This window comes from Streptomyces sp. NPDC002825 (genome assembly GCF_040295385.1).
GTDB lineage: Bacteria > Actinomycetota > Actinomycetes > Streptomycetales > Streptomycetaceae > Streptomyces.
In genome coordinates this window covers 42042-66954 of record NZ_JBEOVH010000038.1, presented here as the reverse complement: position 1 = coordinate 66954, position 24913 = coordinate 42042, and the positions used below count along the sequence as shown (strand labels likewise).

General features: G+C 73.0%; 21 protein-coding genes and 1 pseudogene. 15 read left to right on the top strand and 7 right to left on the bottom strand.

Annotated elements, in window-relative coordinates:
* Window positions 1-227 precede the first annotated feature (227 nt).
* The 5 genes from ABT041_RS34260 (at window position 228) to gatB (ending at window position 6007) form a co-directional block, all read left to right on the top strand.
* Complete coding sequence (locus tag ABT041_RS34260; protein ID WP_351191905.1) at window positions 228-2342, top strand: putative bifunctional diguanylate cyclase/phosphodiesterase; 2115 nt, start codon at window positions 228-230, stop codon at window positions 2340-2342.
* A 93-nt stretch (window positions 2343-2435) separates the two neighbouring features.
* Window positions 2436-2732: an Asp-tRNA(Asn)/Glu-tRNA(Gln) amidotransferase subunit GatC gene (gatC, locus tag ABT041_RS34255; RefSeq protein WP_015036350.1), complete on the top strand. Its 297-nt coding sequence runs from the start codon at window positions 2436-2438 to the stop codon at window positions 2730-2732.
* Between the two features lie 6 nt (window positions 2733-2738).
* The gene (gatA, locus tag ABT041_RS34250; protein WP_351191903.1) at window positions 2739-4238 is read left to right on the top strand and encodes an Asp-tRNA(Asn)/Glu-tRNA(Gln) amidotransferase subunit GatA; all 1500 of its coding nucleotides are present in this window, start codon (window positions 2739-2741) and stop codon (window positions 4236-4238) included.
* On the top strand, window positions 4235-4480 hold the full coding sequence (locus ABT041_RS34245; protein ID WP_351191901.1) for a hypothetical protein: 246 nt from the start codon (window positions 4235-4237) through the stop codon (window positions 4478-4480). The genes gatA and ABT041_RS34245 overlap by 4 nt, the downstream gene beginning before the upstream one ends.
* A 15-nt stretch (window positions 4481-4495) precedes the next feature.
* Window positions 4496-6007 (top strand): Asp-tRNA(Asn)/Glu-tRNA(Gln) amidotransferase subunit GatB, encoded by a 1512-nt coding sequence (gatB, locus tag ABT041_RS34240; protein ID WP_351191900.1) that lies wholly within the window; start codon window positions 4496-4498, stop codon window positions 6005-6007.
* Between the two features lie 109 nt (window positions 6008-6116).
* On the opposite strand, the gene ABT041_RS34235 is transcribed toward gatB, so the two are convergent.
* Together ABT041_RS34235 and ABT041_RS34230 are read right to left on the bottom strand one after the other, a co-directional pair.
* Entirely contained in the window at window positions 6117-6572 is a 456-nt protein-coding gene (locus ABT041_RS34235; protein WP_351191898.1) for a hypothetical protein, read from the bottom strand.
* 77 nt (window positions 6573-6649) lie between these two features.
* Window positions 6650-7591, bottom strand: coding sequence for a hypothetical protein (locus ABT041_RS34230; protein ID WP_351191896.1), 942 nt, complete (start codon window positions 7589-7591; stop codon window positions 6650-6652).
* 127 nt (window positions 7592-7718) lie between these two features.
* Between ABT041_RS34230 and ABT041_RS34225 the strand changes: the two genes are divergently transcribed.
* Window positions 7719-8714, top strand: coding sequence for an ArsR/SmtB family transcription factor (locus ABT041_RS34225; RefSeq protein ID WP_351191894.1), 996 nt, complete (start codon window positions 7719-7721; stop codon window positions 8712-8714).
* Window positions 8715-8808: 94 nt separating this feature from the next.
* Here ABT041_RS34225 and ABT041_RS34220 read toward each other — a convergent pair whose 3' ends face one another.
* Both ABT041_RS34220 and ABT041_RS34215 read right to left on the bottom strand, forming a co-directional pair.
* On the bottom strand, window positions 8809-9156 hold the full coding sequence (locus tag ABT041_RS34220) for a hypothetical protein (RefSeq protein WP_351191892.1): 348 nt from the start codon (window positions 9154-9156) through the stop codon (window positions 8809-8811).
* Window positions 9146-9685, bottom strand: a complete 540-nt coding sequence (locus ABT041_RS34215) for a DUF6232 family protein (protein WP_351191890.1) — start codon at window positions 9683-9685, stop codon at window positions 9146-9148. The genes ABT041_RS34220 and ABT041_RS34215 overlap by 11 nt, the downstream gene beginning before the upstream one ends.
* Before the next feature lie 167 nt (window positions 9686-9852).
* Here ABT041_RS34215 and ABT041_RS34210 point away from each other — a divergent pair, with 167 nt between their 5' ends.
* The 7 genes and pseudogenes from ABT041_RS34210 (at window position 9853) to ABT041_RS34180 (ending at window position 17917) form a co-directional block, all read left to right on the top strand.
* The gene (locus ABT041_RS34210; protein WP_351191888.1) at window positions 9853-10776 is read left to right on the top strand and encodes a hypothetical protein; all 924 of its coding nucleotides are present in this window, start codon (window positions 9853-9855) and stop codon (window positions 10774-10776) included.
* A pseudogene (locus ABT041_RS39135) lies at window positions 10752-10850 on the top strand (hypothetical protein); the annotation flags it as partial. The gene ABT041_RS34210 and the pseudogene ABT041_RS39135, both read left to right, overlap by 25 nt.
* 247 nt (window positions 10851-11097) lie before the next feature.
* Complete coding sequence (locus tag ABT041_RS34200) at window positions 11098-13332, top strand: MMPL family transporter (protein ID WP_351191886.1); 2235 nt, start codon at window positions 11098-11100, stop codon at window positions 13330-13332.
* Window positions 13310-13867, top strand: coding sequence for a GNAT family N-acetyltransferase (locus ABT041_RS34195; protein ID WP_351191884.1), 558 nt, complete (start codon window positions 13310-13312; stop codon window positions 13865-13867). Before ABT041_RS34200 ends, ABT041_RS34195 begins: the two co-directional genes overlap by 23 nt.
* Window positions 13868-13902: 35 nt before the next feature.
* Entirely contained in the window at window positions 13903-14502 is a 600-nt protein-coding gene (locus tag ABT041_RS34190) for a hypothetical protein (RefSeq protein WP_351191882.1), read from the top strand.
* 159 nt (window positions 14503-14661) lie between these two features.
* The gene (locus ABT041_RS34185) at window positions 14662-14850 is read left to right on the top strand and encodes a hypothetical protein (protein ID WP_351191880.1); all 189 of its coding nucleotides are present in this window, start codon (window positions 14662-14664) and stop codon (window positions 14848-14850) included.
* A gap of 7 nt (window positions 14851-14857) precedes the next feature.
* Window positions 14858-17917 (top strand): helix-turn-helix transcriptional regulator, encoded by a 3060-nt coding sequence (locus ABT041_RS34180; RefSeq protein WP_351191878.1) that lies wholly within the window; start codon window positions 14858-14860, stop codon window positions 17915-17917.
* Here the strand turns inward: ABT041_RS34180 and ABT041_RS34175 are convergent.
* From ABT041_RS34175 to ABT041_RS34165, 3 genes are all read right to left on the bottom strand, one after another.
* Complete coding sequence (locus tag ABT041_RS34175; protein WP_351191937.1) at window positions 17801-18097, bottom strand: DUF6191 domain-containing protein; 297 nt, start codon at window positions 18095-18097, stop codon at window positions 17801-17803. The genes ABT041_RS34180 and ABT041_RS34175 overlap by 117 nt on opposite strands.
* 12 nt (window positions 18098-18109) lie before the next feature.
* Complete coding sequence (locus ABT041_RS34170; protein WP_351191876.1) at window positions 18110-19231, bottom strand: PQQ-dependent sugar dehydrogenase; 1122 nt, start codon at window positions 19229-19231, stop codon at window positions 18110-18112.
* 72 nt (window positions 19232-19303) lie between these two features.
* A complete protein-coding gene (locus ABT041_RS34165) occupies window positions 19304-20311 on the bottom strand; it encodes an aldo/keto reductase (protein ID WP_351191874.1) in 1008 nt (335 codons plus the stop codon).
* A 75-nt stretch (window positions 20312-20386) separates the two neighbouring features.
* Between ABT041_RS34165 and ABT041_RS34160 the strand changes: the two genes are divergently transcribed.
* Complete coding sequence (locus tag ABT041_RS34160; RefSeq protein WP_351191872.1) at window positions 20387-21352, top strand: 2-hydroxyacid dehydrogenase; 966 nt, start codon at window positions 20387-20389, stop codon at window positions 21350-21352.
* Window positions 21353-21900: 548 nt separating this feature from the next.
* Window positions 21901-24735 carry a putative bifunctional diguanylate cyclase/phosphodiesterase gene (locus ABT041_RS34155; protein WP_502976661.1) on the top strand — a complete coding sequence of 945 codons (2835 nt, stop codon included), beginning with the start codon at window positions 21901-21903 and terminating at the stop codon, window positions 24733-24735.
* Window positions 24736-24913: the final 178 nt, after the last annotated feature.

The following is a 24913-nucleotide window of genomic DNA, read 5'->3' as shown; positions in this document are numbered from 1 at the left end:
CGCTGCCCGTCGGAGCCCTCGGCGGCCTAGTGTGGTGACCGTGCGTCCAGTCCTGCACGCCCGCGCGAGGGCTCTGCCGGCGTGGCGTCAGGACAACGGCCCCGTGACACCGGCAGCGGCCGCCCGCAGGCGGCCGCACGCCGGCAGGACGCGGCCGGACGACGGACGGCCGCCTCAGCGCGGCCCATCGCACACCGACGGCACCGCCGCCTGTGAGAGGGACGGGAATGGAACCGACCGAGAGCGCCGCCCCGGTCCCACGGCCGCACGGCCGTGTGGTCCCCCTGGGCTTCCCCTCCCGGCTGCCCGCAGCCGTGGTGGGCATCGCCGCCGTCGTACTCGCCGCCGGGCTCCAGCGAGCCCTGAGCGCCGGCCACGGACTCTTCCCCGGCGGCGTCGCCGGCTGGTCCCTCGCCGTCCTCACCGGCCTCATCGTCGGCCACCTGGTCGCCCTCGGCCGGGACCGCTGGTGGGGCGGCACCGGCTCCGGCGCCGCCCTCACCCTCGCCGTCCTCCTGCTGTACGGCTGGGTGCCCGCCGGACTCGTCTCGCTGACCGTCGTCGCCCTCGTCGGCGCCGCCCGCCGGCACCGCTGGCGCCAGGGCCTGCTGCACGGCGCCGCCGACGTCCTCGGCGTCGGCGTCGCCGCCCTCCTCCTCGCCCTCTTCGGAGACGTACCGACCGTCGCCCAGCCCTGGCAGCCGCTCGACTGGACGATCGGGGACCTTCCGGAAATCGTCCTCGCCGCCGGCGGCTACCTCGTGGTGACCCGCCTCCTCCTGTGGTACACGCTCGTCCCCCAGGGCCGCGGACTGCCCACCATCGCCCGCACCGCCCTCCTCAGGCAGGGCCTCGTCGCCGTCGCCCTGCTCGGCATCGCCCCGCTCATCTGCGTCGTCGCCGCCACCCGGCCCGTCGTGCTGCCGCTCTTCGCCGTCCCCCTCATCGCCCTCGACTCCACCCTCTGGATCGCCCGCGCCCGCGCCGAGGAGCAGCTCCGCGACCCCCTCACCGGGCTGCCCAACCGCCAGTGGCTCCTGGAGCGGGCCTGGACCGCCCTGGAGGAGGCCGAGGGCGAAGGGGCCCGCGCCGCCCTCGTCCTGATCGACCTCGACCGTTTCCGTTCGGTCAACGACACCCTCGGGCACCTCGCGGGCGACCGGCTGCTCCTCCAGATCGCCGAACGGCTCCGCCTCGCCCTGCCCCGTGGCGCCGAGGCCGCCCGGCTCGGCGGCGACGAGTTCGCCGTCCTGCTGCCCACCGCCGACTCCACCACCAGCGCCCAGCGGGTCGCCCGCCACCTCGTCGCCGAGCTCTCCTCCCCGCTCGACCTCGACGGGCTCACCCTCGTCCTGGAGGCCAGCGCCGGCGTCGCCGTCTTCCCCGACCACGCCCTCGACGCCGAGGGCCTGCTGCGCCGCGCCGACGTCGCCATGTACCAGGCCAAGCGCGACCGCACCGGCGTCGAGGTCTACGAGTCCAAGCGCGACTCCAACACCCCCGACCGGCTCGGCCTCCTCGGCGACCTCCGCCGCGCCCTCGACGCCGGCGAGGTCGAACTCCACTACCAGCCCAAGGTCCGCTTCGACGGCCAGGTCGCCGGCCTCGAAGCGCTCGTCCGCTGGATCCACCCGGAGCGAGGGAAGGTTCCGCCGGACGAGTTCATCGCCATCGCCGAGTCCTCCGGCCTCATGCCGCACCTCACCGAGTACGTCCTGGAGACCGCCCTGGCCCAGGTCGCCCGCTGGCGCGCCCAGGGCCTCAACGTGCCGGTCGCCGTCAACGTCTCGCCGCGCGACGTCCACACCCCCGGCTTCGCCGGCGCCGTCGCCGCCCGTCTCGCCCGCCACGGCGTCCCCGCCGGCGCGCTCCAGCTGGAGATAACGGAGCACGTGCTCCTGGAGGACCCCCAGCGGGCCGCCGACACGCTGAACGGCCTCACCGGCCACGGCGTCAAGATGTCCCTCGACGACTTCGGCACCGGCTACTCCTCGCTCGTCCATCTGCGCAGGCTGCCCGTCAGCGAACTGAAGATCGACCGCTCGTTCGTGGCCCGGCTCGCCGTCGACACGGAGGACGCCGAGATCGTCCGCTGCACCGTCGACCTCGCCCACTCCCTCGGCCTCCTCGTCGTCGCCGAGGGCGTCGAGGACGACGAGACCTGGGAGCGCCTGCGCGACCTGGGCTGCGACGCCGTCCAGGGCTGGCTGGTCGCCGCCGCGATGCCGCCCGGCGAGGCCACCGCCTGGCTCCTCGCCCGCGGCGAGCACGGCTGGCGCCGCCCCGCCGACCTCGCCGCGGAGGTCGACCTGGACCACCCTTCGGGTCACGTCGTGCAGTGACCCGCCCCCTCCCGGGGCAAACCGTTTAACGGGCAGCGGCACCGGCGCCATAGGATGGGCGGACACCATCAAGCTCACCCCGTGAGGATCCGCATGCCTGGCATCACGCGCGAGGAGGTCGCCCACCTCGCACGGCTGGCGCGTCTGGAGCTGAAGGGCGAAGAACTCGATCACTTCGCCGGCCAGCTCGACGACATCATCGGCGCGGTCGCCCGCGTCTCCGAGGTCGCCGACCAAGACGTACCGCCGACCTCCCACCCGCTGCCGCTGACCAATGTCATGCGCGCGGACGAGGTCCGTCCGTCGCTCACCCCCGAGCAGGCGCTCTCCGGCGCCCCGGCCCAGGAGCAGCAGCGTTTCAAGGTGCCGCAGATCCTGGGGGAGGACTAAGAAGTCATGACGGACAACACCATCATCAAGCTCACCGCGGCCGAGATCGCCGGGAAGATCGCCGCCGGCGAGCTGACCGCCGTCGAGGTCACCGAGGCCCACCTCGCCCGCATCGAGGCCGTCGACGAGAAGGTCCACGCCTTCCTGCACGTCGACCGCGAGGGCGCCCTGGCCCAGGCCCGTGCCGTGGACGAGAAGCGTGCCCGGGGCGAGAAGCTCGGCCCGCTCGCCGGTGTGCCGCTCGCGCTCAAGGACATCTTCACCACCGTCGGCATGCCGACCACCGTGGGCTCGAAGATCCTCGAGGGCTGGATCCCGCCGTACGACGCGACCCTGGTCAAGAACCTGAAGGCCGCCGACGTCGTCATCCTCGGCAAGACCAACATGGACGAGTTCGCGATGGGCTCCTCCACGGAGAACAGCGCCTACGGCCCGACCGGCAACCCCTGGGACCTGACCCGGATCCCCGGCGGCTCCGGCGGCGGCTCCTCGGCCGCCCTCGCCGCGTACGAGGCCCCGCTCGCCATCGGCACGGACACCGGCGGCTCCATCCGCCAGCCCGCGGCCGTCACCGGCACCGTCGGCGTCAAGCCGACCTACGGCGGTGTCTCCCGCTTCGGCATGGTGGCCTTCTCCTCCTCCCTCGACCAGGGCGGCCCCTGCGCCCGTACGGTCCTGGACGCGGCCCTCCTCCACGAGGCGATCGCCGGGCACGACCCGCTCGACTCGACGTCCATCGACGCGCCGGTCCCGCCGGTCGTCGAGGCCGCCCGCAACGGCTCCGTGGCCGGCATGCGCGTCGGTGTCGTCAAGCAGTTCCGCGGCGAGGGCTACCAGGCCGGTGTCGTGCAGCGCTTCGACGAGTCCGTCGAGCTGCTCAAGTCGCTGGGCGCCGAGATCGTCGAGCTGGACTGCCCGACCTTCGACCTGGCCCTCTCCGCGTACTACCTGATCGCGCCGTCGGAGTGCTCCTCCAACCTGGCCCGCTTCGACGCCATGCGCTACGGCCTGCGGGTCGGCGACGACGGCACGCGGTCCGCCGAGGACGTCACCGCCCTCACCCGCGAGGCCGGCTTCGGCGACGAGGTCAAGCGCCGCATCATCCTCGGTACGTACGCGCTCAGCTCCGGCTACTACGACGCGTACTACGGCTCGGCGCAGAAGGTCCGCACCCTCATCACCCGTGAGTTCGAGAAGGCCTTCGAGGAGGTGGACGTCATCGTCTCCCCGACGACGCCCACCACCGCCTTCGCGATCGGCGAGCGCGCCGACGACCCGATGGCGATGTACCTCGCGGACCTGTGCACCATCCCGACCAACCTGGCCGGCAACGCCGCCATGTCGCTGCCCTGCGGCCTGGCGCCCGAGGACGGTCTCCCGGTCGGTCTGCAGATCATCGCCCCCGCCATGAAGGACGACCGGCTGTACAAGGTCGGAGCCGCCGTCGAGGCCGCCTTCGTGGAAAAGTGGGGTCACCCGCTGCTCGAGGAGGCTCCGTCGCTGTGAGTTCCAGTGCACTGCAGAAGGCCAAGGGCTTCAAGAAGTCCAAGACCGGCACCTACCTGTCGATGGGCACCACGGCCTTCGGCGCCATCAGTGTGATCAAGCAGGTCAAGAAGGCCCGCACGGAGCAGGACACGCTTCAGCTGATCGATGCCGTCGTGTCCGCCGCCGCCATCGTCACCGGCCTCGCCATCCTGTACCGCGAGCTGAAGCGGCTCGGCGACGACGACGTCCTGCTGGGCTGAGAGGGAAGTTCCACCGTGACTGTCACTGAACTGCTGTCGTACGAAGCGGCGCTCGCCGAGTACGACCCCGTCATGGGCCTCGAGGTCCATGTCGAGCTCGGCACCAGGACGAAGATGTTCTGCGGCTGCTCGACCGAGCTGGGCGCGGAGCCCAACTCGCAGACCTGCCCGACCTGCCTCGGCCTGCCCGGCTCGCTGCCGGTGGTCAACGCGATCGGCGTCGAGTCCGCGATCAAGATCGGTCTCGCGCTGAACTGCGAGATCGCCGAGTGGTGCCGCTTCGCCCGGAAGAACTACTTCTATCCGGACATGCCGAAGAACTTCCAGACCTCCCAGTACGACGAGCCGATCGCCTTCAACGGCTACCTGGACGTCCAGCTGGAGGACGGCGAGGTCTTCCGCGTGGAGATCGAGCGCGCCCACATGGAGGAGGACACCGGCAAGTCCACCCACATCGGTGGCGCGACCGGCCGCATCCACGGCGCCTCGCACTCGCTGCTCGACTACAACCGGGCCGGCATCCCGCTCATCGAGATCGTCACCAAGCCGATCGAGGGCGCGGGCGAGCGGGCCCCCGAGGTCGCCAAGGCGTACGTCGCCGAGCTGCGCGAGCTGATCCGTGCCCTGGGCGTCTCCGAGGCGCGCATGGACAAGGGCCAGATGCGCTGCGACGTGAACCTGTCGCTGCGGCGCAACGGCACCAAGGCCTTCGGCACCCGCTCGGAGACGAAGAACGTCAACTCGCTCCGCTCGGTGGAGCGCGCGGCGCGCTTCGAGATCCAGCGGCACGCGGCGGTCCTGGAGGCCGGCGGCACGATCGTGCAGGAGACCCGTCACTTCCACGAGGACGACGGCACCACCACCTCCGGCCGCATCAAGGACAACGCCGAGGACTACCGGTACTTCCCGGAGCCCGACCTCGTCCCCGTCGCCCCGGCCCGCGAGTGGGTCGAGGAGCTGCGTGCCGCTCTGCCCGAGCTGCCGCGGGTGCGCCGCAACCGGCTCCGTGAGGAGTGGGGCGTCTCCGAGCTGGAGATGCAGTCCATCCTCAACGCCGGCGCGGTCGACGCGATCGTCGCGACCACCGAGGCGGGCGCGGACGCCGCATCGGCCCGCAAGTGGTGGATGGGCGAGCTGGCCCGCAACGCCAACGAGAAGGGCGTCTCCCTGGAGGAGCTGCCCATCACGCCGGCGGACGTGGCCCGGGTCTCGGCCCTGGTCGCGGGCGGCGACCTCAACGACAAGCTGGCCCGTCAGGTCATCGAGGGCGTTCTCGCCGGCGAGGGCACCCCGGACGAGGTCGTCGAGAAGCGCGGTCTGAAGGTCGTCTCCGACGACGGCGCGCTCGGCACGGCGGTCGACGAGGCCATCGCGGGCAACGCGGCCATCGCCGACAAGATCCGCGGCGGCAAGGTCGCGGCGGTCGGCGCCCTGGTCGGTGCGGTCATGAAGGCCACCCGTGGCCAGGCGGACGCGGCGAAGGTCAAGGACCTGATCCTGGAGAAGCTGGGCGTCAGCGAGGGCTGATCCCGGTCTCGTACGGAGTTCTCGTACGGGGTTCTCGTACGGCTCAAGGGGGCGGCCCCGCACCGGAGTTCCGGTGCGGGGCCGCCTTTTGCGCAGGTGTGTGTGCGGATCAGAAGCAGGAGACCGAGGTCGTCGGCCGCAGCAGCAGGGAGCTGGCCTCGTCCCGCTGGCCGACGCCGTTGCCGTCCACGTAGTCGTCCGACAGCCGGTCGTGGGTCACGTAACTGCCCGGGTTCACGCAGAAGTCGAGGTTCTGGTAGCCGGGGTCGTAGTAGTAGTGGCTCTCGTAGCCGCCGGTGCTGGAGTTGCTGGCCGACCACGAGTTGTCGTTCACGACGTGCCCGCTGGTGAAGGCGTCGTCCCTGAAGTCGCTGTCGCTGTTGAAGTAGTTGTGCACCGAGGATCCGATGCTGCCCTCGAAGAGACAGTGGTAGCCCGAGGGGCAGCTGGGGCCGGCCGACGCGGTGGACGCGGTCGCGATGCCGCCGCCCACCAGGAGTGCGGTCGCCCCGGCCACGGCGGCGAACTTCCGGCGGAGTCCGGACTTCATCTGAAGCGTGGACATGTCAATCTCGCTTTCGTGTGGGAACATCCGCTCCTGGGCTCAGGAGCGGAAGACTGTGGTGGTGGCCCGGGGCGGGATCAGCCGCCCAGCACCTCGCCGGCCGCCTTCTCCTGGCGGGCGGAGAGCTTCTTCCAGTCCCGGCCGATGTCGGGGTGCTCGTCCAGCCGGCGCTGCTGGGCGGCGGCGAGCCGCTCGTACGCGGTGGCCAGGTATCCCGTCTCCGCCTTGCAGCGCAGGTCCGCCGCGGCGACCGGGCTGCTCCGCCGCTCCGCCTCCGTTACCAGCGACCGCTGCACCCGTACGGGATCCTCGGCCTTGACCTTGGCCCGGTCCATGCACTCCCGCCAGCGCGCGGTCGCCGCACGGAACGTGGCGTCCTTCTCCACGTCCGCGCGGGCGTCCTCCTGTGCCTCGAAGAGCAGGATCCGCACCTGGAGCCAGCGCATCCGGCCGTCGCCCAGCAGACGCGTCTCCGCCTCGGCGAGGCAGCCCTCGCCCGGCCGGGAGACGCTCAACCGCGCGCCCCTGGCGGTGACCCGCTTGGCCTCGTCGCCGAAGAGCGCCCGCGCATACGCGTCGGTGCTCTCCGGGCTGCCGGGCGCGGGCGGCGCCTCGGGGGAGGGCGTGGGGGCCGCCGTGCGGGGCGGAGCCGTGGACTCGAGGCCGAAGGGCTGCGGGCGCTCGTCGGCGCCCGCGGTCCTGGGCGGCGGGACCGGGGCGTATCGATAGCCCCGTTCGGCCATGCAGGCGATGGCGATCTTCTGCTCCGCCTCGGCGGCACGCGAGTGCGAGGTGAAGAGCAGGCCGGTGACAGGCGGCAGCCGGTGCAGCGCGGTCAGCTCGGCGGGGTCCATGACCGTCGCCGCCTTCGCTGCGGTGGCGGGCGCCGACGTCTCGCCCGTACCGGTACCGGAACACCCGGCGGCTGCGGCGACGACCAACCCGACGGCCAGTGCGCGTACGAGCCCCTGTGGAGCGGCACGCCTGCCGGAACCCCTTCTCGACAGGGTCTCGGGCATTTTACGATCCACCGTCCTGTTGGTGAGGTGTGCTGGTCAGCACCGGACGGTCTGAGTCTGCGGGTGTGGGGGAGCACTGTGAACTTGTGTGCGCTGGAGCGCAATTGTCCTGGTGGGAGGGGTTGAGGTGCTGCGCATTCACTTCACGGGGGAAGATCTCGCACGGGTCCGGATCGCGGCCGATCCGGACCCGCTGTGGGAGATGCTGCACAGCCTGAAGCTGCTGCGCGGAAGGGACGCGGGTGTGCTCTTCGGCCCATGGGTGAGGGAGTCGCTGCCCCGAGTGCCCCAGAGCGCAAGGCTGTTGACGGCGCTCGTGGAGCCCGCCGCCTACTCGGTGGACTTTCTGACGCCCACGGTCGGTGGAGGTCTCGCGGCCCAGGTGGAGGCGTTGCGGTCCACGCCCAGGCAGCGATTCGCGCAGGATCTGAGGGAGTTCGCTCGGCAGAACCCGGCGCGGCGGCTTCCGGCCTGGTCCCGGGAGCTGGCGGAGGGGGAGTCCGCGATGGTCGGCCGGCTGGCCGACGCGGCGTACGCGTACGCCGACGCGGTGCTCGGTCCGTTCTGGGAGCGCATGCGCGCCCAGGTGAGCCGCGACCGGGCGCGCCGCTCGGTCACGCTCGTCGAAGGAGGCTGGGACGCGGTCCTCAGCACGCTGCACCCGTCGGTGCGCTGGGAGTACCCGGTACTCCGGGTGGAGTGCGGGGCCGACTTCGACATCCACCTCGGCGGACGTGGTCTGGTGCTTCAACCGTCGCACTTCGGTCGCTGCAGGCCGACGTCGCTCGCCGACCCGGCGCTGCCCCCGGTGCTCGTCTACCCGATCGAGCACGACGTCCGCTGGGCGACCCCGGGCGTGCGTCCGGCGGAGGGACGGGCGCTCGCGGCCCTGATCGGTCCGACGAGGGCCACCCTGCTGTCCGCGCTGGCCGACGGCGTGGCCAACACGGGTGAGCTGGCCCGCCTCGCCGGCACCACCGCCCCCAATGCCAGCCGGCACATCACGGCCCTGCGTGAGGCGGCACTGGTCTCCAGTCAGCGCCACCGCAACGCCACTCTCCACACGGTCACCGAACTGGGCCTCGCCCTTCTGGAGGGCGGAAACCCGCGCGTCCCCGTCTAGGAGGCCGTCGTGCCGACGAAGGAGTCCCGGGCGGCGGGAGAGACGGCGAAGACGGGGCCGCCTCGCCCGTCCGCGAGCCTTGCGGGGAGTCGTTCTAACCGGCAAGCAGCGCGAGGACCCGGCGGACCGCCTCCGCCACCGGGACGCCGACGTCGCCGACGAGCGCGGCGACGCCGGAGACGGTGCCGAGGGCCCTGCGGAAGGCGCCGGGCGGGGCCCCGTCGCCCTGGCGGATGGTCTCCAGGGACGCGTCGAGGACCTCCCGGTCCTCGGCGGACACCTGGGTCCGGAGCGTCTCGATCGCGCGGATCACGGCCTCGTGGACGGCCTGCGGGTCCTGCGCGGCCTGCTGGTTGTTCTCGATGCGACCGACGGCCCCGTCTCCGGACGCGTTGTAGAAGTCCCGCATGTTGCTGATGTGGAATTCACCGTTACCGGTCACTGCCCATCCTCCCCACGCTGCCCGGACCGGACGCGTTGTAGAAGTCCCGCATCTTGCCGATGTTGTAGGTGATCATCTGCTTGGTGAAGCCGGTGAAGCCGGGATCGTCGATGGCCCGCATGATCTCGCGCACGAGCTGGTGCACCTCGTCGCGGTCCACGCTGGCCAGCAGCGTGAGCGGGTTTCCGGAGGTCTCGATGACCAGCGCGTAGTACGTCTTCTCGAACAGGGCGACGATCAGCTGGAGGAGGAAGCCCGCCACGAGGACGGCCGCGGTGATCTCCGCCCCCTGTGTGATCAGCTCCCGGTCGCTGCCCGACACCTCGCCGGACTGGGCGACGGCGAGCGCGGCGACCACCAGCACCGCCGTGACCAGCAGGGACTTCACGAAGCGCCCCACGGCCCGTGCCCGCTGGGGCCTGAACCTGACGGTCGTCGCCCGGGCGATGTTCTGCAGGGGGTACGCCTCGGCCCCGATCCACAGCACCCGCTTGGTGACCTCGACCCTGATGACCTTGCGTCTGGCCATACGACATCCCCTCATACCGCGCCGTGGCCGTGCGTCGCGCTCAGGATGCTCGCGAACCACACCCGGCAAACAAGGGAAACCGGCGATGACGGCCCGCGCCGTATGTGAGAGGCTCCGCTCCGCTCCGTCGCCCCCCGGCGGAGCAGGGGAGGGAACGGAGAACCCCGGTGGAACCCACGGACTACGTCGCCCGGCTGCGCGCGCAGGCGGGCGATCCCGGACGCGAGGAGGCGCTGCGGCGGGACCGGGCGGTGGGGCGCCGCAGGATCGCGCTCTCGGCCGGCGCCGGTGTGCTGCTGCTCGGCGGGTTCGGCTACTGGCTGGGCGACGTGACGGGGGAGCGGCCGCCGTACGAGCCGTTCGGCGCCCGGGTCCTCCACGAGGAGACCTGGCCCCTCGAGTGGCCGTACACGAGCGACATGCCGTTCCGGAACTCGCCGGCGTCCGGCTGGGCGGACGGTGCCGACGGTGTCCACGTCCCCGTGCCGGTCGCGTCCGGCGGGCTCGGCGCGAAGGAGATGACCGCCGTCCTCGAGGACGTGAAGACCCTGCTCGTCGGGACCAACGTCGCGGAGGACACCCTGGCCGGCGCCGAGCCCACCGCGGCGCTCGCCCTGCTCGACCCGCGCGGGGCCGACGAGGCCGTACGGAAGGACCTGGTCACCCGCTTCGACCCCCGGGAGGCGCAGCTGGACGAGAGCGGCGTCCGGACGCGGGGCACGATGACGTACGAGGTCTCGGCGGCGGGGGAGATGACGGTGCACGTCGACTACTCCTTCGTCTATCCGCTGGTGTGGACCGAGGGCCATGAGGTGCTCCCCGACGTCCCCGAGGTGTCGCGGATCGCCGTGCGGCGTCAGTTCACGGTCACGTCGAAGGGCGGGAAGCTCGTCCTGGGCGCCTATGCGAGCGAGGTCGCCGACGACTGCGCGGCCCCGAAGGACGGCTACCTCCACCCGCTCTCCGCCGAGGGCCGGTGGGAGGCGGGCCGGGCGGCGCGGGGACCGCGGGTCACGCAGGCCGACCTGTACGAGGAGAAGCGGGTCCTTCCGAGCGGCCCCGGCCACTGCGTCACCCCGACCGGGACCTGACGCGACTCACCCGCACCGTCACCGTCGAGCCCGGGAAGACCCGTACCGTCGTCCACTCCGCCGCCGACGCGCACGGCTGGTACGACGGCGAGGTGACCGCACCCGACGGCTTCCGCCGCCGGCTCATGGGCCACATCGAGAACGGCCGCCCGAGCGTCTCCGGCTGGAAGTCCCCCGAGGCCGGGGCCCCGGGACCTGCCCGGCAGGCCCTTGGTCCCCGGTCTCCGGCACACCCTGTGAGGATCGCCACGAAACGGGCAAACGATCACGTTTGGCTGCGACAGTGGGGCGCGAGTACAGATCCAGTCAGGAGCACGTCCTTTGGCCGCAATCGCACGGTGGTGCCTCCGGCACCGTCTCGTCGTCGTTCTCCTCTGGCTCCTCGCCCTCGGCGGCACCGCCGCCGGTGCGACGCTCGCCGGCAGCGCGTACTCCAACGACTACGAGGTCCCCGGTACCGAGTCCGGCCGGGCCACCGCCCTCCTCGACCGCGGCTTCCACGGCCTCGGCGGCGACAGCGACACCATCGTCTGGCACAGCGACCGGGGCAGCGTCCGCGCCGACGCCGTCGAGGAGCGCATGACGGCGGTGCTCGACAAGGTCGCCGACCTCCCCGGCATCGCCGCCGTCACCTCCCCGTACGACACCCCGGGCCAGGTCAGCGAGGACGGGCGCACCGCCTACGCCACCGTCACCTTCGACGCGCAGGCCGACGACATCCCCCAGGCCCAGGCCGAGGCACTCGTCGACACCGCGAAAGCCGCCGCCACCGACGACCTCCGGGTGGAGCTGGGAGGCAGCGCCGTCGCCCTCACCGAGGCCTCCGGCGGGCACATCGCCGAGATCGTCGGGGTCGCCGTCGCGGCCGTCGTCCTCTTCCTCGCCTTCGGCTCGCTCGCCGCCTCCGTGCTCCCCATAGCGACCGCGCTCGTCAGCGTCGGCACCGCGTACTCCGGGATCGTGCTCCTCGGCCATCTGATGACCGTCGCCGACTTCGCCCCCATGCTGGGCATGCTCGTCGGCCTCGGCGTCGGCATCGACTACGCGCTCTTCATCGTCACCCGGCACCGCAGAGGCCTCAAACGCGGCCTCTCCGTCGCCGAGGCCGCCGAGACCGCCGTCGCCACCACCGGCCGCGCCGTCGTCTTCGCCGGCGCCACCGTCTGCATCGCGCTCCTCGGCATGCTGATCCTGCAGCTCGGCTTCCTCAACGGCGTCGCCATCGCCGCCTCCCTCACCGTGCTCCTCACGGTCGCCGCCTCCGTCACCCTGCTGCCCGCGCTCCTCTCGTTCATCGGCATGCGGGCCCTGTCCCGGCGCGAACGCCGGACGCTCGCCGAGCGCGGACCGCAGCCCGAGCTGCCCACCGGCTTCGCCGCCCGCTGGTCCGCCTTCGTCGAGCGGCACCCCAAGCTCCTCGGCGGGCTCGCCGTCCTCGTCATGGGCGTCCTGGCACTGCCGACCCTCTCGCTCCACCTCGGCACCTCCGACCAGGGCAACGGCCCGGCCACCGCGACCACCCGCCAGGCCTACGACCTGCTCGCCGACGGCTTCGGGCCCGGCGTCAACGGCCCCCTCACCCTCGTCGCCGGCCTCGACGGCGCCGACGACCGGGTCGCCCTCGACCAGCTGCCGGCCGCGCTCGGCGCCACCAAGGGCGTCGCGTCCGTCTCCCCGGTCACGTACAACGGCTCGGGCGACACCGCCTTCCTCACCGTCGTCCCCGACTCCTCGCCGCAGTCCAAGGCGACCAGCGAGCTCGTCGACCGGCTCCGCCAGGACGTCCTGCCGAAGGCCGGGACCGGCACCTCCCTCGACGTCCACGTGGGCGGCGTCACCGCCTCGTACGACGACTTCGCCGAGATCATCGTCGGCAAGCTGCCGCTCTTCGTCGGCGTCGTCATCGCCCTCGGCTGTCTGCTGCTCCTGCTCGCCTTCCGGTCGATCGGCATCCCGCTCAAGGCCGCCGCCATGAACGTCGCCGCCGTCGCCGGCGCCTTCGGCATCGTCGTCGCGATCTTCCAGTGGGGCTGGGGGAGCGAGCTCCTCGGCCTCGGCAGCGCCGGACCGATCGAACCCTTCCTCCCCGTGATCATGGTCTCGGTCCTCTTCGGACTCTCCATGGACTACCAGGTCTTCCTGGTCAGCCGGATGTACGAGGAGTGGCTGGAGACCGGCGACAACCGGCGGGCGGTCCGGGTCGGGCTCGCCGAGACCAGCCGCGTGATCAACTCCGCCGCGGTCATCATGATCTCCGTCTTCCTGGCCTTCGTCCTCAGCGGCGACCGGGTCATCGCGATGTTCGGCATCGCCCTCGCCGCCGCCGTGGCCCTCGACGCCTTCGTCCTGCGCACCCTCCTCGTCCCCGCCCTCATGCACCTGCTGGGCGGCGCGAACTGGTGGCTGCCGAAGTGGCTCGACCGGCTCCTGCCCCGCATCAGCATCGAACCCCCCGAGTGCCGCGTGGCCGCCGACGCCCGTGCGAAGATCCCCGTACAGCGTGTGACGGTCCCGACCGCGGAGGAGAACGAGGATGTTCGCGATATCGCTGGGTGACGACGGCGCCGAGCTCAGGCCCCTGGAGCCCTGGCAGGCCCAGGAGTTCCTCACCCACATGGACCGGGGCCGGGAGTTCGTCGGGCAGCACATCGGCCTCCCCGACGTCGTCGCGGACCTCGACTCCGCCCGCGCCTACCTCACCTCGTACGCCGAGAAGGCCGCGAGCGACAGCGGCCGCATCTACGGCATCTGGACCGACGGCACCCTCGTCGGCGGCGTCCTCTTCCGGACGTTCGACGCCGCGAACGGGACCGCCGAGGCGGGCTGCTGGCTGGAGCCCTCCGCCGCCGGGAAGGGCCTGATCACCCGGGCCTGCCGGGTCATCATCGACTGGGCGATCGAGGAGCGCGGCATCCACCGCGTCGAGTGGTACGCCTCCACGAAGAACGAGCCCAGCATCGCCGTCGCCCGCCGCCTCGGCATGACGAAGGAGGGCGTCGTGCGCGAGAACTACCTGTACCGCGGCAACCGCGCCGACACCGAGATCTGGGCCGTCCTCGCTCCGGAGTGGCGCGCGGCGAAGGCGTCTTAAGCCCCCTCTCATGTGGGCGTCCTAGCGTGCGCCGCATGGACACCAAGACGACCGAGAAGACCGAGCCCGACACCGGGACCGGGACCGGGACCGAGAAGGACGACGCGGCGGCGGAGCACGGGACCGCCGCCGACAGCCCCGCGAAGGACTCCGCGAACGGCCCCGCGAACGGCGACGCCGACCTGCTCGACGAGACCGACGACGAGCAGGACGAGGACGGGCCCGACGGGCTCGACGAGGACGCGGCCGCCCCGGAGGCCACCGGCATCGGTGCCGGCGCCGCGGCCGTCGTCTCCGCCGCCCTCTCCGCCGTGGCCCTCACCGGCACCTGGACCGGCAAGGTCGTCGCCGAGCGCGAGACGCTCATCGGGCAGATCAAGACCTCCGGCAGCGGCACCCCCGCCCAGCAGATCAGCGAGATCTACGGCGACGCCTGGCACAGCACCGCCCTGGTGAACGGCGTCTTCGCCCTCCTGGCCGTGATCGTCGCCGTCCTCGTGCTCACCCTGCCCCGGCGCCCCGCGTGGGTCCGCGCGGTCGCCCTCGCCGGCGCCGTCCTGGGCGGCCTCGGACTGCTCCTGTCGGTCGGTACCTACTTCGACCTGTTCCTCGGCCTCCCGACCGCCGGCTCCTGAGACCCCCGGGGCCCTGCCTAAGGCATCCCCAGGACCCGCCTAAGGACCCCCGTACCCCGAACATGCGGCACTCGCCCGATGTGACGGCACCCCCTCGGAAACGAAAGTAGAGGCATCGCAGAGAGCGATACCGAAACCGAGAGACCCAGGGAGCACCCGATGTTCGAGTACGAACTCCACACCATGCACCACGCCGAGCTCATCGCCGAGGCCGCCGCCCACCGCCTCGCCCAGGAGGCCGCGGAGACCCGCAAGGGCCTGCACCTCTTCGGCCGCCGCCACGCGGACCAGGACACGGAGGGGCAGGTGGCGGACGGGGGCCGCGGTCGCTTCGTCCGGGCCGCGTGACCCCCTTATGAGCGACGGCACGGAAGTCTGTGCGATGCTCGGCGCCGTGGAGACCAGGTCAGTCAGCCCCGTCTTCGTCGGCCGCGCCGGCGAACTCACCGCCCTCACCGAGGCGCTCTCCCGCGCGACCGCGGGAGAGCCCCAGGCCCTGCTCATCGGCGGCGAGGCGGGCGTCGGCAAGACCCGGCTCATCGAGGAGTTCCTCGACACGGCCTGCGACCGGGGCGCGGTCGTGGCGCTCGGCGGCTGCGTCGAACTCGGCGCCGACGGCCTGCCGTTCGCACCCTTCGCCGCCGCCCTGCGCGCGCTCCGCCGCCGCCTCCCCGAGGAACTGACCGCCGCCGCCGACGGCCACGAGGGCGAACTCGCCCGTCTGCTGCCCGAACTGGGCGACCCCGGCAGCCACGAGCCCTCCGACGAGGACTCCACCGCCCGCCTCTTCGAACTGACCGTACGGCTCCTGGAACGGCTCGCCGCCGACCGTACGGTCGTGCTCGTCCTGGAGGACCTGCACTGGGCCGACGCCTCCACCCGGCACCTGCTCACCTACCTCCTGCGCACCCTGCGCCGCGGCCGGATCGTGGTCGTCGCCAGCTACCGCGCCGACGACATCCACCGCCGCCACCCGCTGCGCCCCCTCCTCGCCGAACTCGACCGGCTCCGCACCATCCGCCGCATCGAACTCTCCCGCTTCACCCGCACCGAGGTGCACCGCCAGCTCACCGGCATCCTCGCCGCCGAACCCGACCCCGCACTCGTCGAGGAGGTCTTCGCACGCTCCGACGGCAACGCCTTCTTCGTCGAGGAGCTCGTCGTCTCCCACGAGGCCGGCTGCGCCGTCGGCCAGCTCAGCGACTCCCTGCGCGACCTCCTCCTGGTCCGGGTCGAGGCGCTCCCCGAGGGCGCCCAGCGGGTCGCCAGGATCGTCGCCGAGGGCGGCTCCACCGTCGAGTACGGGCTCCTCGCCGCCGTGGCCCGGCTCTCCGAGGACGAACTCATCGAGGCACTGCGGGCCGCCGTCGGCGCCAACATCCTGCTCGCCGTCCCCGACGGCGACGGCTACCGCTTCCGCCACTCCCTCGTCCGCGAGGCCGTCAGCGACGACCTGCTGCCCGGCGAGCGCTCCCGCCTCAACCGCCGCTACGCCGAGGCCCTGGAGGCCGACCCCGGCCTCGTCCGCCCCCACGAGCGGACCACCCGGCTCGCCACGTACTGGTACCACGCGCACGACCCGGAGAAGGCCCTCCCCACCGTCCTCCGGGCCTCCGTCGAGACCCGCAAGCGCCACGCCTACGCCGAGCAGCTCAGCCTCCTCGAACGCGCCATGGAACTCTGGGACAAGGTGCCCGCCGAGACGCGCGACTCCCTGCGCCCCATCGACTACGCCGACGCCTACCCCGCCTGCGGCTGCGACCCCGAGACCACCTCCCTGCGCTACCTGGACCTGCTCGCCGAGGCCGCCGTCGCCGCCCGGCTCAGCGGCGAGCGGGAACGCGCCGCGAAGATCTGCAAGATGGCGCTCCGGATCCTCGACGGCGACGAGAACGACCCGCTGCGCGCCGCCTGGTTCTGGACGGAGATGGCCCGGCTCCAGTCCAACCTCGGCAAGGGCGACGGCTGGCCGGAGATCGCCCGCGCCCAGGAACTCGTCAAGGGCCTCCCGCCGTCCGCCGTGCACGCCACCGTCCTCGTCGGCGCGGCCGGCTGGGGCATGCTCCGCAACCCCGGCCCCGAGGCGCTCGCCGCCGCCGAACGCGCCGTCGAGTACGCCCGGTTCGTCAAGGCCGAACCGATCGAGCTCAACGCCCGCATCACCCTCGGCACCATCATGGTGTCCGCCGGGGACATCGAGGGCGGGCTCGCCACGATGCACGAGGCGCGCGAACGGACCACCGCCCTCGGCCAGTTCCACGAGGCCGCCCGCGCCCATGTGAACCTCTCCTCCGCCATGGAGGCGCTCGGCCGCTCCGCCGAGGCCGTGGAGATCGCCGTGGCCGGCATCGAACTGGCCCGTTCCCGCGGGCTCGTCGACAGCGCCGGCTGGATCCGCGCCAACCTCGCCGAGTCGCTCCTCTCGCTCGGCGACTGGGGCCGGAGCAAGGAGGAGGCCGAGCTGCTGCTCCGTTCCGGGGCGAGCAGCACCAAGCCGGGCGGCACGGCCCTGCTCCAGCTCGCCCACCTCGCCACCTTCCGCGGCGAGCCGGCCAGGGCCGCCGAGCACCTCGTCGAGGCCCGCTCCCGCTACGGCGCCCGCGACCCCATCCCCCAGTACACCCTGCCCACCGCCCAGGCGGAGATCGCCGTCGCGGCCGCCGAGGGACGCCTCGCGGACGTACGGGAACAGCTCGCCGCCGTCGCGGAGACCGGCTTCCCGCCCGGCACCCACCGCTACGGCTGGCCGCTCGTCCTCACCGCCGTCACCGCCGAGGCCGACAGCCGGGGGCTGCCCGCCGCCGACGAGGGCCGCGCCGGGGCCCTCGCCCTCGTCCGGCGCTGCGTCCGCGGCCTCGCCATCCCGGCCCCGGTCTGGGAGGCCTACTCCCGGCAGGTGTCCGAGGAGCTCGCCCGCGCCGAGGGCCGTGAGACCGCCGCCCGCTGGGCCGAGGTCGTCGCCGCGTACGAGCCGCTGGACCGCCCGTACCAGCTGGCCCGTGCCCGGCACCGGCTCGCCGACGCCCTGCTCGTCGAGGGCGGCCGCCGCGAGGAGGCCCTGGCCCTGCTCCGCGCGGCCCACGCCACCGCCGTCGCCCTCGGCGCCCGCCCGCTCCGCGAGGACGTGGAACTCCTCGCCGCCCGCGCCCGCCTCTCCCTCGCCCCCGAGAAGCAGGCTGCGGCACCGGCCGAGCAGCCCGGAGAGGACGGCTTCGGCCTGACGCCCCGGGAGCAGGACGTACTGCGCCTGGTCGCGGCCGGCCGCACCAACCGCCAGATCGCCGAGGAGCTGTTCATCTCACCGAAGACCGCCAGCGTCCACGTCTCCAACATCCTCGCCAAGCTCGGCGTCGCCGGCCGGGGCGAGGCCGCCGCCCTGGCCCACCGCCTCCACCTCCTCGACGCGCCCCTCTGAGCCGGGGGCCTCGGGCCGGGCCCCGGGGAGCCGTATCGTCACCCGGCCCGACGACAGGTCCACCGGACCACGGGCCGGGTCGGCGTCTCCCGGATCCTCCCTGGTCAGAGCCTCCCTGCGGCGCTCCTCTTCGATGTGCCTGCGCGACGGCGCGAAGAACTCGTCAAGTCCGCCGAACACGGTCACCGCCTCTCACCTCACCTCCAGCCGGAGGATCCGGTCGTCCCCGGGCCCGGGCGTGCCCCGGGTGTCGGTCTCGCTGGTCACCAGCCAGAGCCGGTCGCCGCCCGCGGCGAGGACCGTGCGCAGCCGTCCGTACTCACCCTTCAGGAACGCCTCGGGCTCCCCCGATCGTTCCGCGCCGGAGAGCGGGATCCGCCACAGCCGCTCGCCTCTGAGCCCGGCCATCCAGATCGCGCCCCGCGCGTACGCGATCCCGCTCGGGGAGGCCTCCGAGGTCGGCCACTGGGCGACCGGGTCCGTGAACCCGGCCCGTCCCGCCCGCCCCTCGGCCTCCGGCCAGCCGTAGTTCCGCCCGGGCTCCACCAGGTTCAGCTCGTCCCAGGTGTCCTGCCCGAACTCGGCCGCCCACAGCCGTCCCGCCGAGTCCCAGGCGAGCCCCTGCACATTGCGGTGACCGTACGAATAGACCACCGAGCCGGGGAAGGGATTGCCCGGAGCCGGCCTGCCCTCCGGCGTCATCCGCAGGATCTTGCCGCCCAGCGACGCCCGGTCCTGGGCCAGGCCGGTCCGGCCCGTCTCGCCCGTCCCCGCGTACAGCATCCCGTCCGGCCCGAACGCGATCCGTCCGCCGTTGTGGACGATCCCCTTCGGGATCCCGGTGAGCACCGGCTCCGGCGGGCCGAGCCGGTCCGCCTCCCCGCCGCCGTACCGCAGGCGCACGACGCGGTTGTCCGAGGCGGCCGTCAGATACGCGTACACCCAGCCGTCCCGGACCGCGATCCCCAGGAGTCCGCCCTCGCCGCCCGGCACCACCCCCGGCACCTCGCCGAGCGGGGTCTTCGCGCCGGTCCGCCCGTCGATCCGGGTGATCGTCCGCTCGTCCCGCGAGGAGACCAGCAGGTCCCCGCCGGGCAGCGCCGCCAGTCCCCAGGGCGACTTCAGCCCCTCGGTGAGCGTGCCCGTCACGGACGCCCGGGCGGTGGTGGACGGGGCCGACGGGGCCGACGGGGCCGACGAGGCCGTCGTCGGCGGGGCGGTGCCCGGCTGCTCCCCGGGGCCTCCCGAGGAACAGCCGGCCACGAGCACCAGGGCGGCGGCGCCCCACAGGGCCTTCACGGAAGGACGGCTCATGGTTACGGTCCCCTTCGACGAGTCGAGCGGTATCCCACCCCCCCTGATACCCCGCTCGCCCGGCTCCGCGGGTCAGTCCCAGGATCCGCGCGGTGCCGGAAGCGCCGCGATCTCCGCCAGGTCCCGGGCCGTGAGCCGCAGCGCGGCCGCCCCGGCGTTCTCCACCGCCCAGCGCTCCCGCTTCGCCCCCGGCACCGGCACCACGTGCCGCCCGAGGCCCAGCACCCACGCGAGCGCCACCTGCGCCGGGGTGACGTCCGCCCCGTGCCGCGCGGCCACCCGGCGCAGCCCCGCCACGATCGGCTGGTTCGCCGCCATCATCTCGGCCGTGAACCGGGGGTGCCGGGCCCGCGGGTCGTCCGGCTCGAAGCCGCCGCCCGGGGTCAGGGTCCCGGTCAGGAAGCCGTTCCCCAGCGGCATCGCCGCCACGAGGCCGACGCCCCGCGCCGCGCACCAGGGCAGCAGCCGCGTCAGCGCCTCCCGCGACCACACCGACAGCTCGGCCTCCACCGCGGCGACGGGGAACACCTGCTGGATGCGCTCGAGTTGGCGGATCGTTCCCTCGTGCAGATCGGCTCCGCGCCGGACCGCCCGCGCGCCCACGGCGCACAGGCCGAGCGCCCGCACCTTGCCCGCCTGGACCAGCTCGGCCATGGCGCCCCAGGTCTCCTCGACGGGCACCTCGGGGTCCGCCCGGTGCAGCTGGTAGAGGTCGATGACATCGGTCTGGAGCCGCCGCAGGGAGGCGTCGCAGGCCCGACGCACGTACCCCGGCCTGCCGTTGGCGACGACGTGCCGCCGCTCTCCGCCGTCGCCGACGAGCAGTCCGCACTTCGTCGACACGAAGGCCTCGGACCGCCGCTCCTTCAACACCCGCCCCACCAGAAGCTCGTTGGTGAACGGTCCGTACATGTCGGCGGTGTCGAGCAGGCTCACCCCGGCGTCGAGCGCCGCGTGCACGGTCCGCAGCGAGCGGTCCCCCCGCTGTTCCGAACGGCTGTACGCCCAGCTCATCGGCATGCACCCCAGGCCGATCGCACCCACGTCGAGCGCCGTCGCCCCGATAGTCCTGCGCTCCACCTGCCGGTACCCCTCCCTGTGCCGTCCCCCAAAGTAACCAATGGAGCGCGGGATTCTTCGCATAGCCTCCCGGTCATGAGATTCGAAGACACGACCGCTGACGTGTGGCTTCCGATTCCGGCGGACGAGATCGAAGGGCTCCCGGCGCCGGTGGAGTCGGGCCTGAACTACCGCCTGTGGGACGGCGGTCCCGAGTTCCCCGCCGATCCGGCGCGCTGCGCGTTCTACGTCGTCCCGTACATGAAGGGCTCGGAGATCGCCGTACGGCCGCTGGCCGGGATGACCTCCCTCCGCGTCGTGCAGACCCTCTCCGCCGGCATCGACCACGTCACCCCCGGCATCGGCTCGCTGCGGCCGGGGGTGGCCCTCTGCAACGCGAAGGGCGTCCACGAGGCGAGCACCGCCGAGCTCACGCTCGCCCTGATCCTCGCCTCCCTGCGCGGCATCCCCGGATTCGTGCGCGGCCAGGACGCCGAGGAGTGGCGGGCCGGCTTCTACCCCGCCCTCGCCGACAAGTCCGTCCTGATCGTCGGGTACGGATCGATCGGCTCCGCCATCGAGGACCGGCTCGCGCCCTTCGAGTGCGCGCGGGTGGCGCGCGTCGCACGCTCCACGCGCACCACAGAGCGCGGCCCGGTGCACGCCCTGACCGACCTGCCGGCGCTGCTGCCGGAGGCCGACGTGGTCGTGCTCTCCACTCCGCTCACGTCCGCGACCACGCATCTCGCGGACGCCGGGTTCCTGGGGCGGATGAAGGACGGGGCACTCCTGGTGAATGTCGCCCGGGGTCCGGTCGTCGACACGAACGCGCTGCTCAAGGAGGTCGAGAGCGGCCGGATCACGGCGGCGCTCGACGTCACCGACCCCGAACCGCTGCCGGCCGGGCATCCTTTGTGGCACGCTCCCGGTGTCCTGATCAGTCCCCATGTGGGGGGTTCCACTTCGGCCTTCATGCCGAGGGCGAAGCGACTGATCGCGGGACAGCTGCGGCGGTTCGCGGCCGGCGAGGAACTGGCCAACGTCCTCCTCACCACCGGCTGACCGGAGCGGCGTGTTCGGCCGGGCGGGTGACGCGCGCCCCCGACACGCGCCGTGCACAAGCCCCCTGGCCGTCACGGAGAGTACTGCACCCCTGTCCCTGAGTGACGGTCCTGGTGTATCGTCCGGTGGCGGGGGACTGCGTCGAGAACGGGCTGACGCTGGGGAGCGAAGTGACGGGACATCAGAAGCCGAGGGGGGCGACGGGTGAAGCACGGCCGGAGGACCGACGATCCGACGCGGCGACGCCGCCGCCGGCAAGCCTTCCACGCCTCGCCGCCGGCCTCGTACGCTCGGTGCCGGACCAGGCGGCGCCGCACCGGGTGCCCCGCGCCGCCGCACCGCCGGACACGGGCGACGGCAGCCCCGACCACGACGCGCACGGCCATGACGCGCACGACCGCGACGCGCACGGCCATGACGCGCACGACGGCGACGTCCACGACCGCGACGTCCACCACCGCGACGGGCACGCCTCCGGGTGCGCCGACGAGCCGACGGCGCGGCCGCACGACGCGGCCGGGTGCGGCGGCCCGGCACCGGAGGATCCGGTGAGCGCCCCCGGGGCGGTCATCACCCGACGCCCCCTCGGCAGCGGCGGCTCCGGACACCCGGACCCCGACCGCCCCCGCCTCGGCGGAGCCGCCGCCCAGATCGCCCTCGGGCTCGTCTGCGCGGGCTACACCACCGGCGCGTCCCTCGGCTGGGGTTCCCCCCGACTGGCGCTCTTCATGGGCGACTTCGGGCTCAGCGCCGCCGCGCTCACCGCCGCGATCTCCTGCCTCCTCTACGGCCGGGGCCACCGCGGCAGCGCCCGGCCGGCCTGGCTGCTCTTCGCCTTCTCCTCCTTCATGGCGGCCACGGGGAACGCCGTGTGGGGCTGGTACGAGGTCGTGCTCCGCACCGACGTGCCCGACTCCTCCGTCGCCGACCTCTGCTTCTTACTCTTCGCGCCGCCCGCCATCGTGGGCCTCCTCGTCCTCGCCAAGAAGCCCGTCACCCGGGCCGGCTGGGTGTGCCTGGGGCTCGACGCCTGGCTCATCGGGGGCTCCCTGCTCACGCTCTCCTGGAGCCTCGCCCTCGCCCGCACCGCGCACTTCGAGGGCGAGTCCGTCGCCCAGGCCGCGCTGTCGCTCGCGTACCCGCTGCTCGACATCGTGCTCGTCAGCATGGTCCTCGTCCTGCACTTCCGGCGCTCCCAGGCGAACCGCTCGGCGACGAACACCGCGATCGCCGCCCTCGCCCTGACCGTGCTGTGCGACGCCCTGTTCACCTCGCCGCTGCTCCGCGAGAACTACGCCTCGGGACAGCTGCTCGACGCCGGCTGGTTCGCCGGCTCGCTGCTGCTGGCCTACGCGCCCTGGGGCGTGCGCCGACCCCCGGACAGCGCGGCCACCGCACGCGGCCCGTGGCTCCACAGCCGCCCGGTCGCCGGCTCGCTCGCCGCCCTCACCCCGTACCTCGCCGCGGCGGTCTGCACCCTCGGCATCCTGTACAACGTCGTCGAGGGGCGCCGGGTCGACCGCGTCGTCGTCCTCACCGGCTGCACGGTGGTGCTCGCCCTCGTCGTACGCCAGGGGATCATGCTCCTCGACAACATCGCGCTCACCCACGAACTGGCCCAGAAGGAGAACCACTTCAGGTCACTCGTGCAGGGCTCCAGCGACGTCATCATGATCGCGGCGCCCACCGGGATACTCCGCTACGTCAGCCCGGCCGCCTCCGGTGTGTACGGACGGGACGCCGAGGAGCTGGTCGGCTCCGAGCTCGCCTCCCTCATCCACCCCGAGGACCTCGGTGGCGTCGTCCACGAGGTGCGGCGCTTCCTGGCCGTCTCGCCCGCCGAGGAGCCCACCACCCGGATCGAATGCCGCTTCCGCTCGGGCCGGGGCGACTGGCTCAACGTCGAGTCGACCGTCAACCGCCACCAGGGCGGCCTGATCTTCAACAGCCGGGACGTCACCGAACGCGTGCGCCTCCAGGCCCAGTTGCAGCACAACGCCGAGCACGACCCGCTCACCGACCTGCCCAACCGTGCCCTCTTCACCCGGCGGGTCCGGCAGGCGCTCAGCGGCCGCCGCGCCTCCGACCCCGGCACCGCCGTGCTCTTCATCGACCTCGACGGCTTCAAGGGGGTCAACGACCGCCTCGGCCACCAGGCGGGCGACGACCTCCTCGTCCAGGCCGCCCGCCGCCTCCACGACTCCGTGCGCGCCGGGGACACCGCCGCCAGGCTCGGCGGCGACGAGTTCGCCGCCCTCATCCTCGGCGACGGCGGCCGCGACCGCACGGCCCGCCGGAACCAGGTCCAGGAGATCGCCGACCGGCTCCGGCTCACCCTCTCCCAGCCCTACCGCGTCGACGGGGGCAACGAGGTCCGGGTCGCCGCCTCCATCGGCGTCGCCTTCGCCGAACCAGGCATCGAGGCCGGCGACCTCCTGCGCAACGCCGACCTGGCCATGTACCGGGCCAAGGCCGCAGGCAAGGACCGCGTCGAGCTCTACGCCCCGCAGATGCAGGCCGAGGTCGTCCGCCGCACCGAGCTCGCCGCCCGGCTGCGCACCGCACTCCACGACGGCGAGTTCGCCCTGCTCCACCAGCCGGTCGTCGACCTCGCCACCGGCCGCATCTCCGCCGTCAGCGCCCAGGCGCGCTGGCGCTCCAGCCAGGGCATCCTCTTCACCCCCGCCGAGTACCTCCGGGTCACCGACGACGGCGAGCGCACCGCCGAGCTCGGCCGCTGGCTCCTCGAAGAGGCCGTGGAGCAGGCCGCCGAGCGGGCGGGAATCGGCCACCGTACGCCCGTGTCCATCCGGCTCTCCGCCCGGCGCCTCCTCGACCGCTCGCTGCCGCTCGGCTCCATCGAGTCACTGCTCACCCGGCACGGCCTGCCGTCCGGCTCGCTGATCGTCGAGCTCGCCGACAGCGACCCCCGGATCCCGCTCGACGAGCTGGAACAGCGCCTGGTCACGCTGCGCCGTCTCGGGGTGCGGATCGCGCTCGACGGCTTCGGCAGCGGACACGTCGCGATCAACGCCCTGCGGAGGCTCCCCGTCGACATACTGAAGCTGGACCGGGGGCTCGTCGAGGGCGTCGTCGAATCGGCGCGGCTCCGCAAGATCACCCGCGGGGTGCTCCGCATCGCCGGCGAGCTCGGCATGCAGACCGTCGCCGAGGGGGTCGACGTCCCGGAGCAGGTCGTCGCCCTGCGCGCGATGGGCTGCAGCCACGCCCAGGGCATGGCCTTCTCGGGCCCGCTCGACGAGTACCGGCTGCGCAGGGCCCTTGTGCGGGACGAGTACCCGCTGCCCGGGACGGTCCCCGTCCGTGTCGGAAACCGTCCCCCGATCCGCTCAAATACTGAGACGCCTGTCCCACCCACTTGACAGTGGTGAGGCCGGAGAGGGAGGGTCAGTGCCATGCGCACCCGAATTCTCGTACTTGGAAAGCGCGTCGGCTGAAGCAGGGCCCCCTGAGGCCCGCTGAGAACGCACCCGACGCGCTCCCCTCGCTTGCCTCACGGCACGAGGGGTTTTTTGTTGCACTGGCTCATCCCAAAAACAT

Coding starts and splice junctions, on each gene's coding strand:
- ABT041_RS34260 (WP_351191905.1), top strand. CDS start 228: ATGGAACCGACCGAGAGCGCCGCCCCGGTCCCACGGCCGCACGGCCGT.
- gatC (WP_015036350.1), top strand. CDS start 2,436: ATGCCTGGCATCACGCGCGAGGAGGTCGCCCACCTCGCACGGCTGGCG.
- gatA (WP_351191903.1), top strand. CDS start 2,739: ATGACGGACAACACCATCATCAAGCTCACCGCGGCCGAGATCGCCGGG.
- ABT041_RS34235 (WP_351191898.1), bottom strand. CDS start 6,572: ATGTCCACGCTTCAGATGAAGTCCGGACTCCGCCGGAAGTTCGCCGCC.
- ABT041_RS34230 (WP_351191896.1), bottom strand. CDS start 7,591: ATGCCCGAGACCCTGTCGAGAAGGGGTTCCGGCAGGCGTGCCGCTCCA.
- ABT041_RS34215 (WP_351191890.1), bottom strand. CDS start 9,685: ATGGCCAGACGCAAGGTCATCAGGGTCGAGGTCACCAAGCGGGTGCTG.
- ABT041_RS34195 (WP_351191884.1), top strand. CDS start 13,310: ATGTTCGCGATATCGCTGGGTGACGACGGCGCCGAGCTCAGGCCCCTG.
- ABT041_RS34190 (WP_351191882.1), top strand. CDS start 13,903: ATGGACACCAAGACGACCGAGAAGACCGAGCCCGACACCGGGACCGGG.
- ABT041_RS34185 (WP_351191880.1), top strand. CDS start 14,662: ATGTTCGAGTACGAACTCCACACCATGCACCACGCCGAGCTCATCGCC.
- ABT041_RS34180 (WP_351191878.1), top strand. CDS start 14,858: ATGAGCGACGGCACGGAAGTCTGTGCGATGCTCGGCGCCGTGGAGACC.
- ABT041_RS34170 (WP_351191876.1), bottom strand. CDS start 19,231: ATGAGCCGTCCTTCCGTGAAGGCCCTGTGGGGCGCCGCCGCCCTGGTG.
- ABT041_RS34160 (WP_351191872.1), top strand. CDS start 20,387: ATGAGATTCGAAGACACGACCGCTGACGTGTGGCTTCCGATTCCGGCG.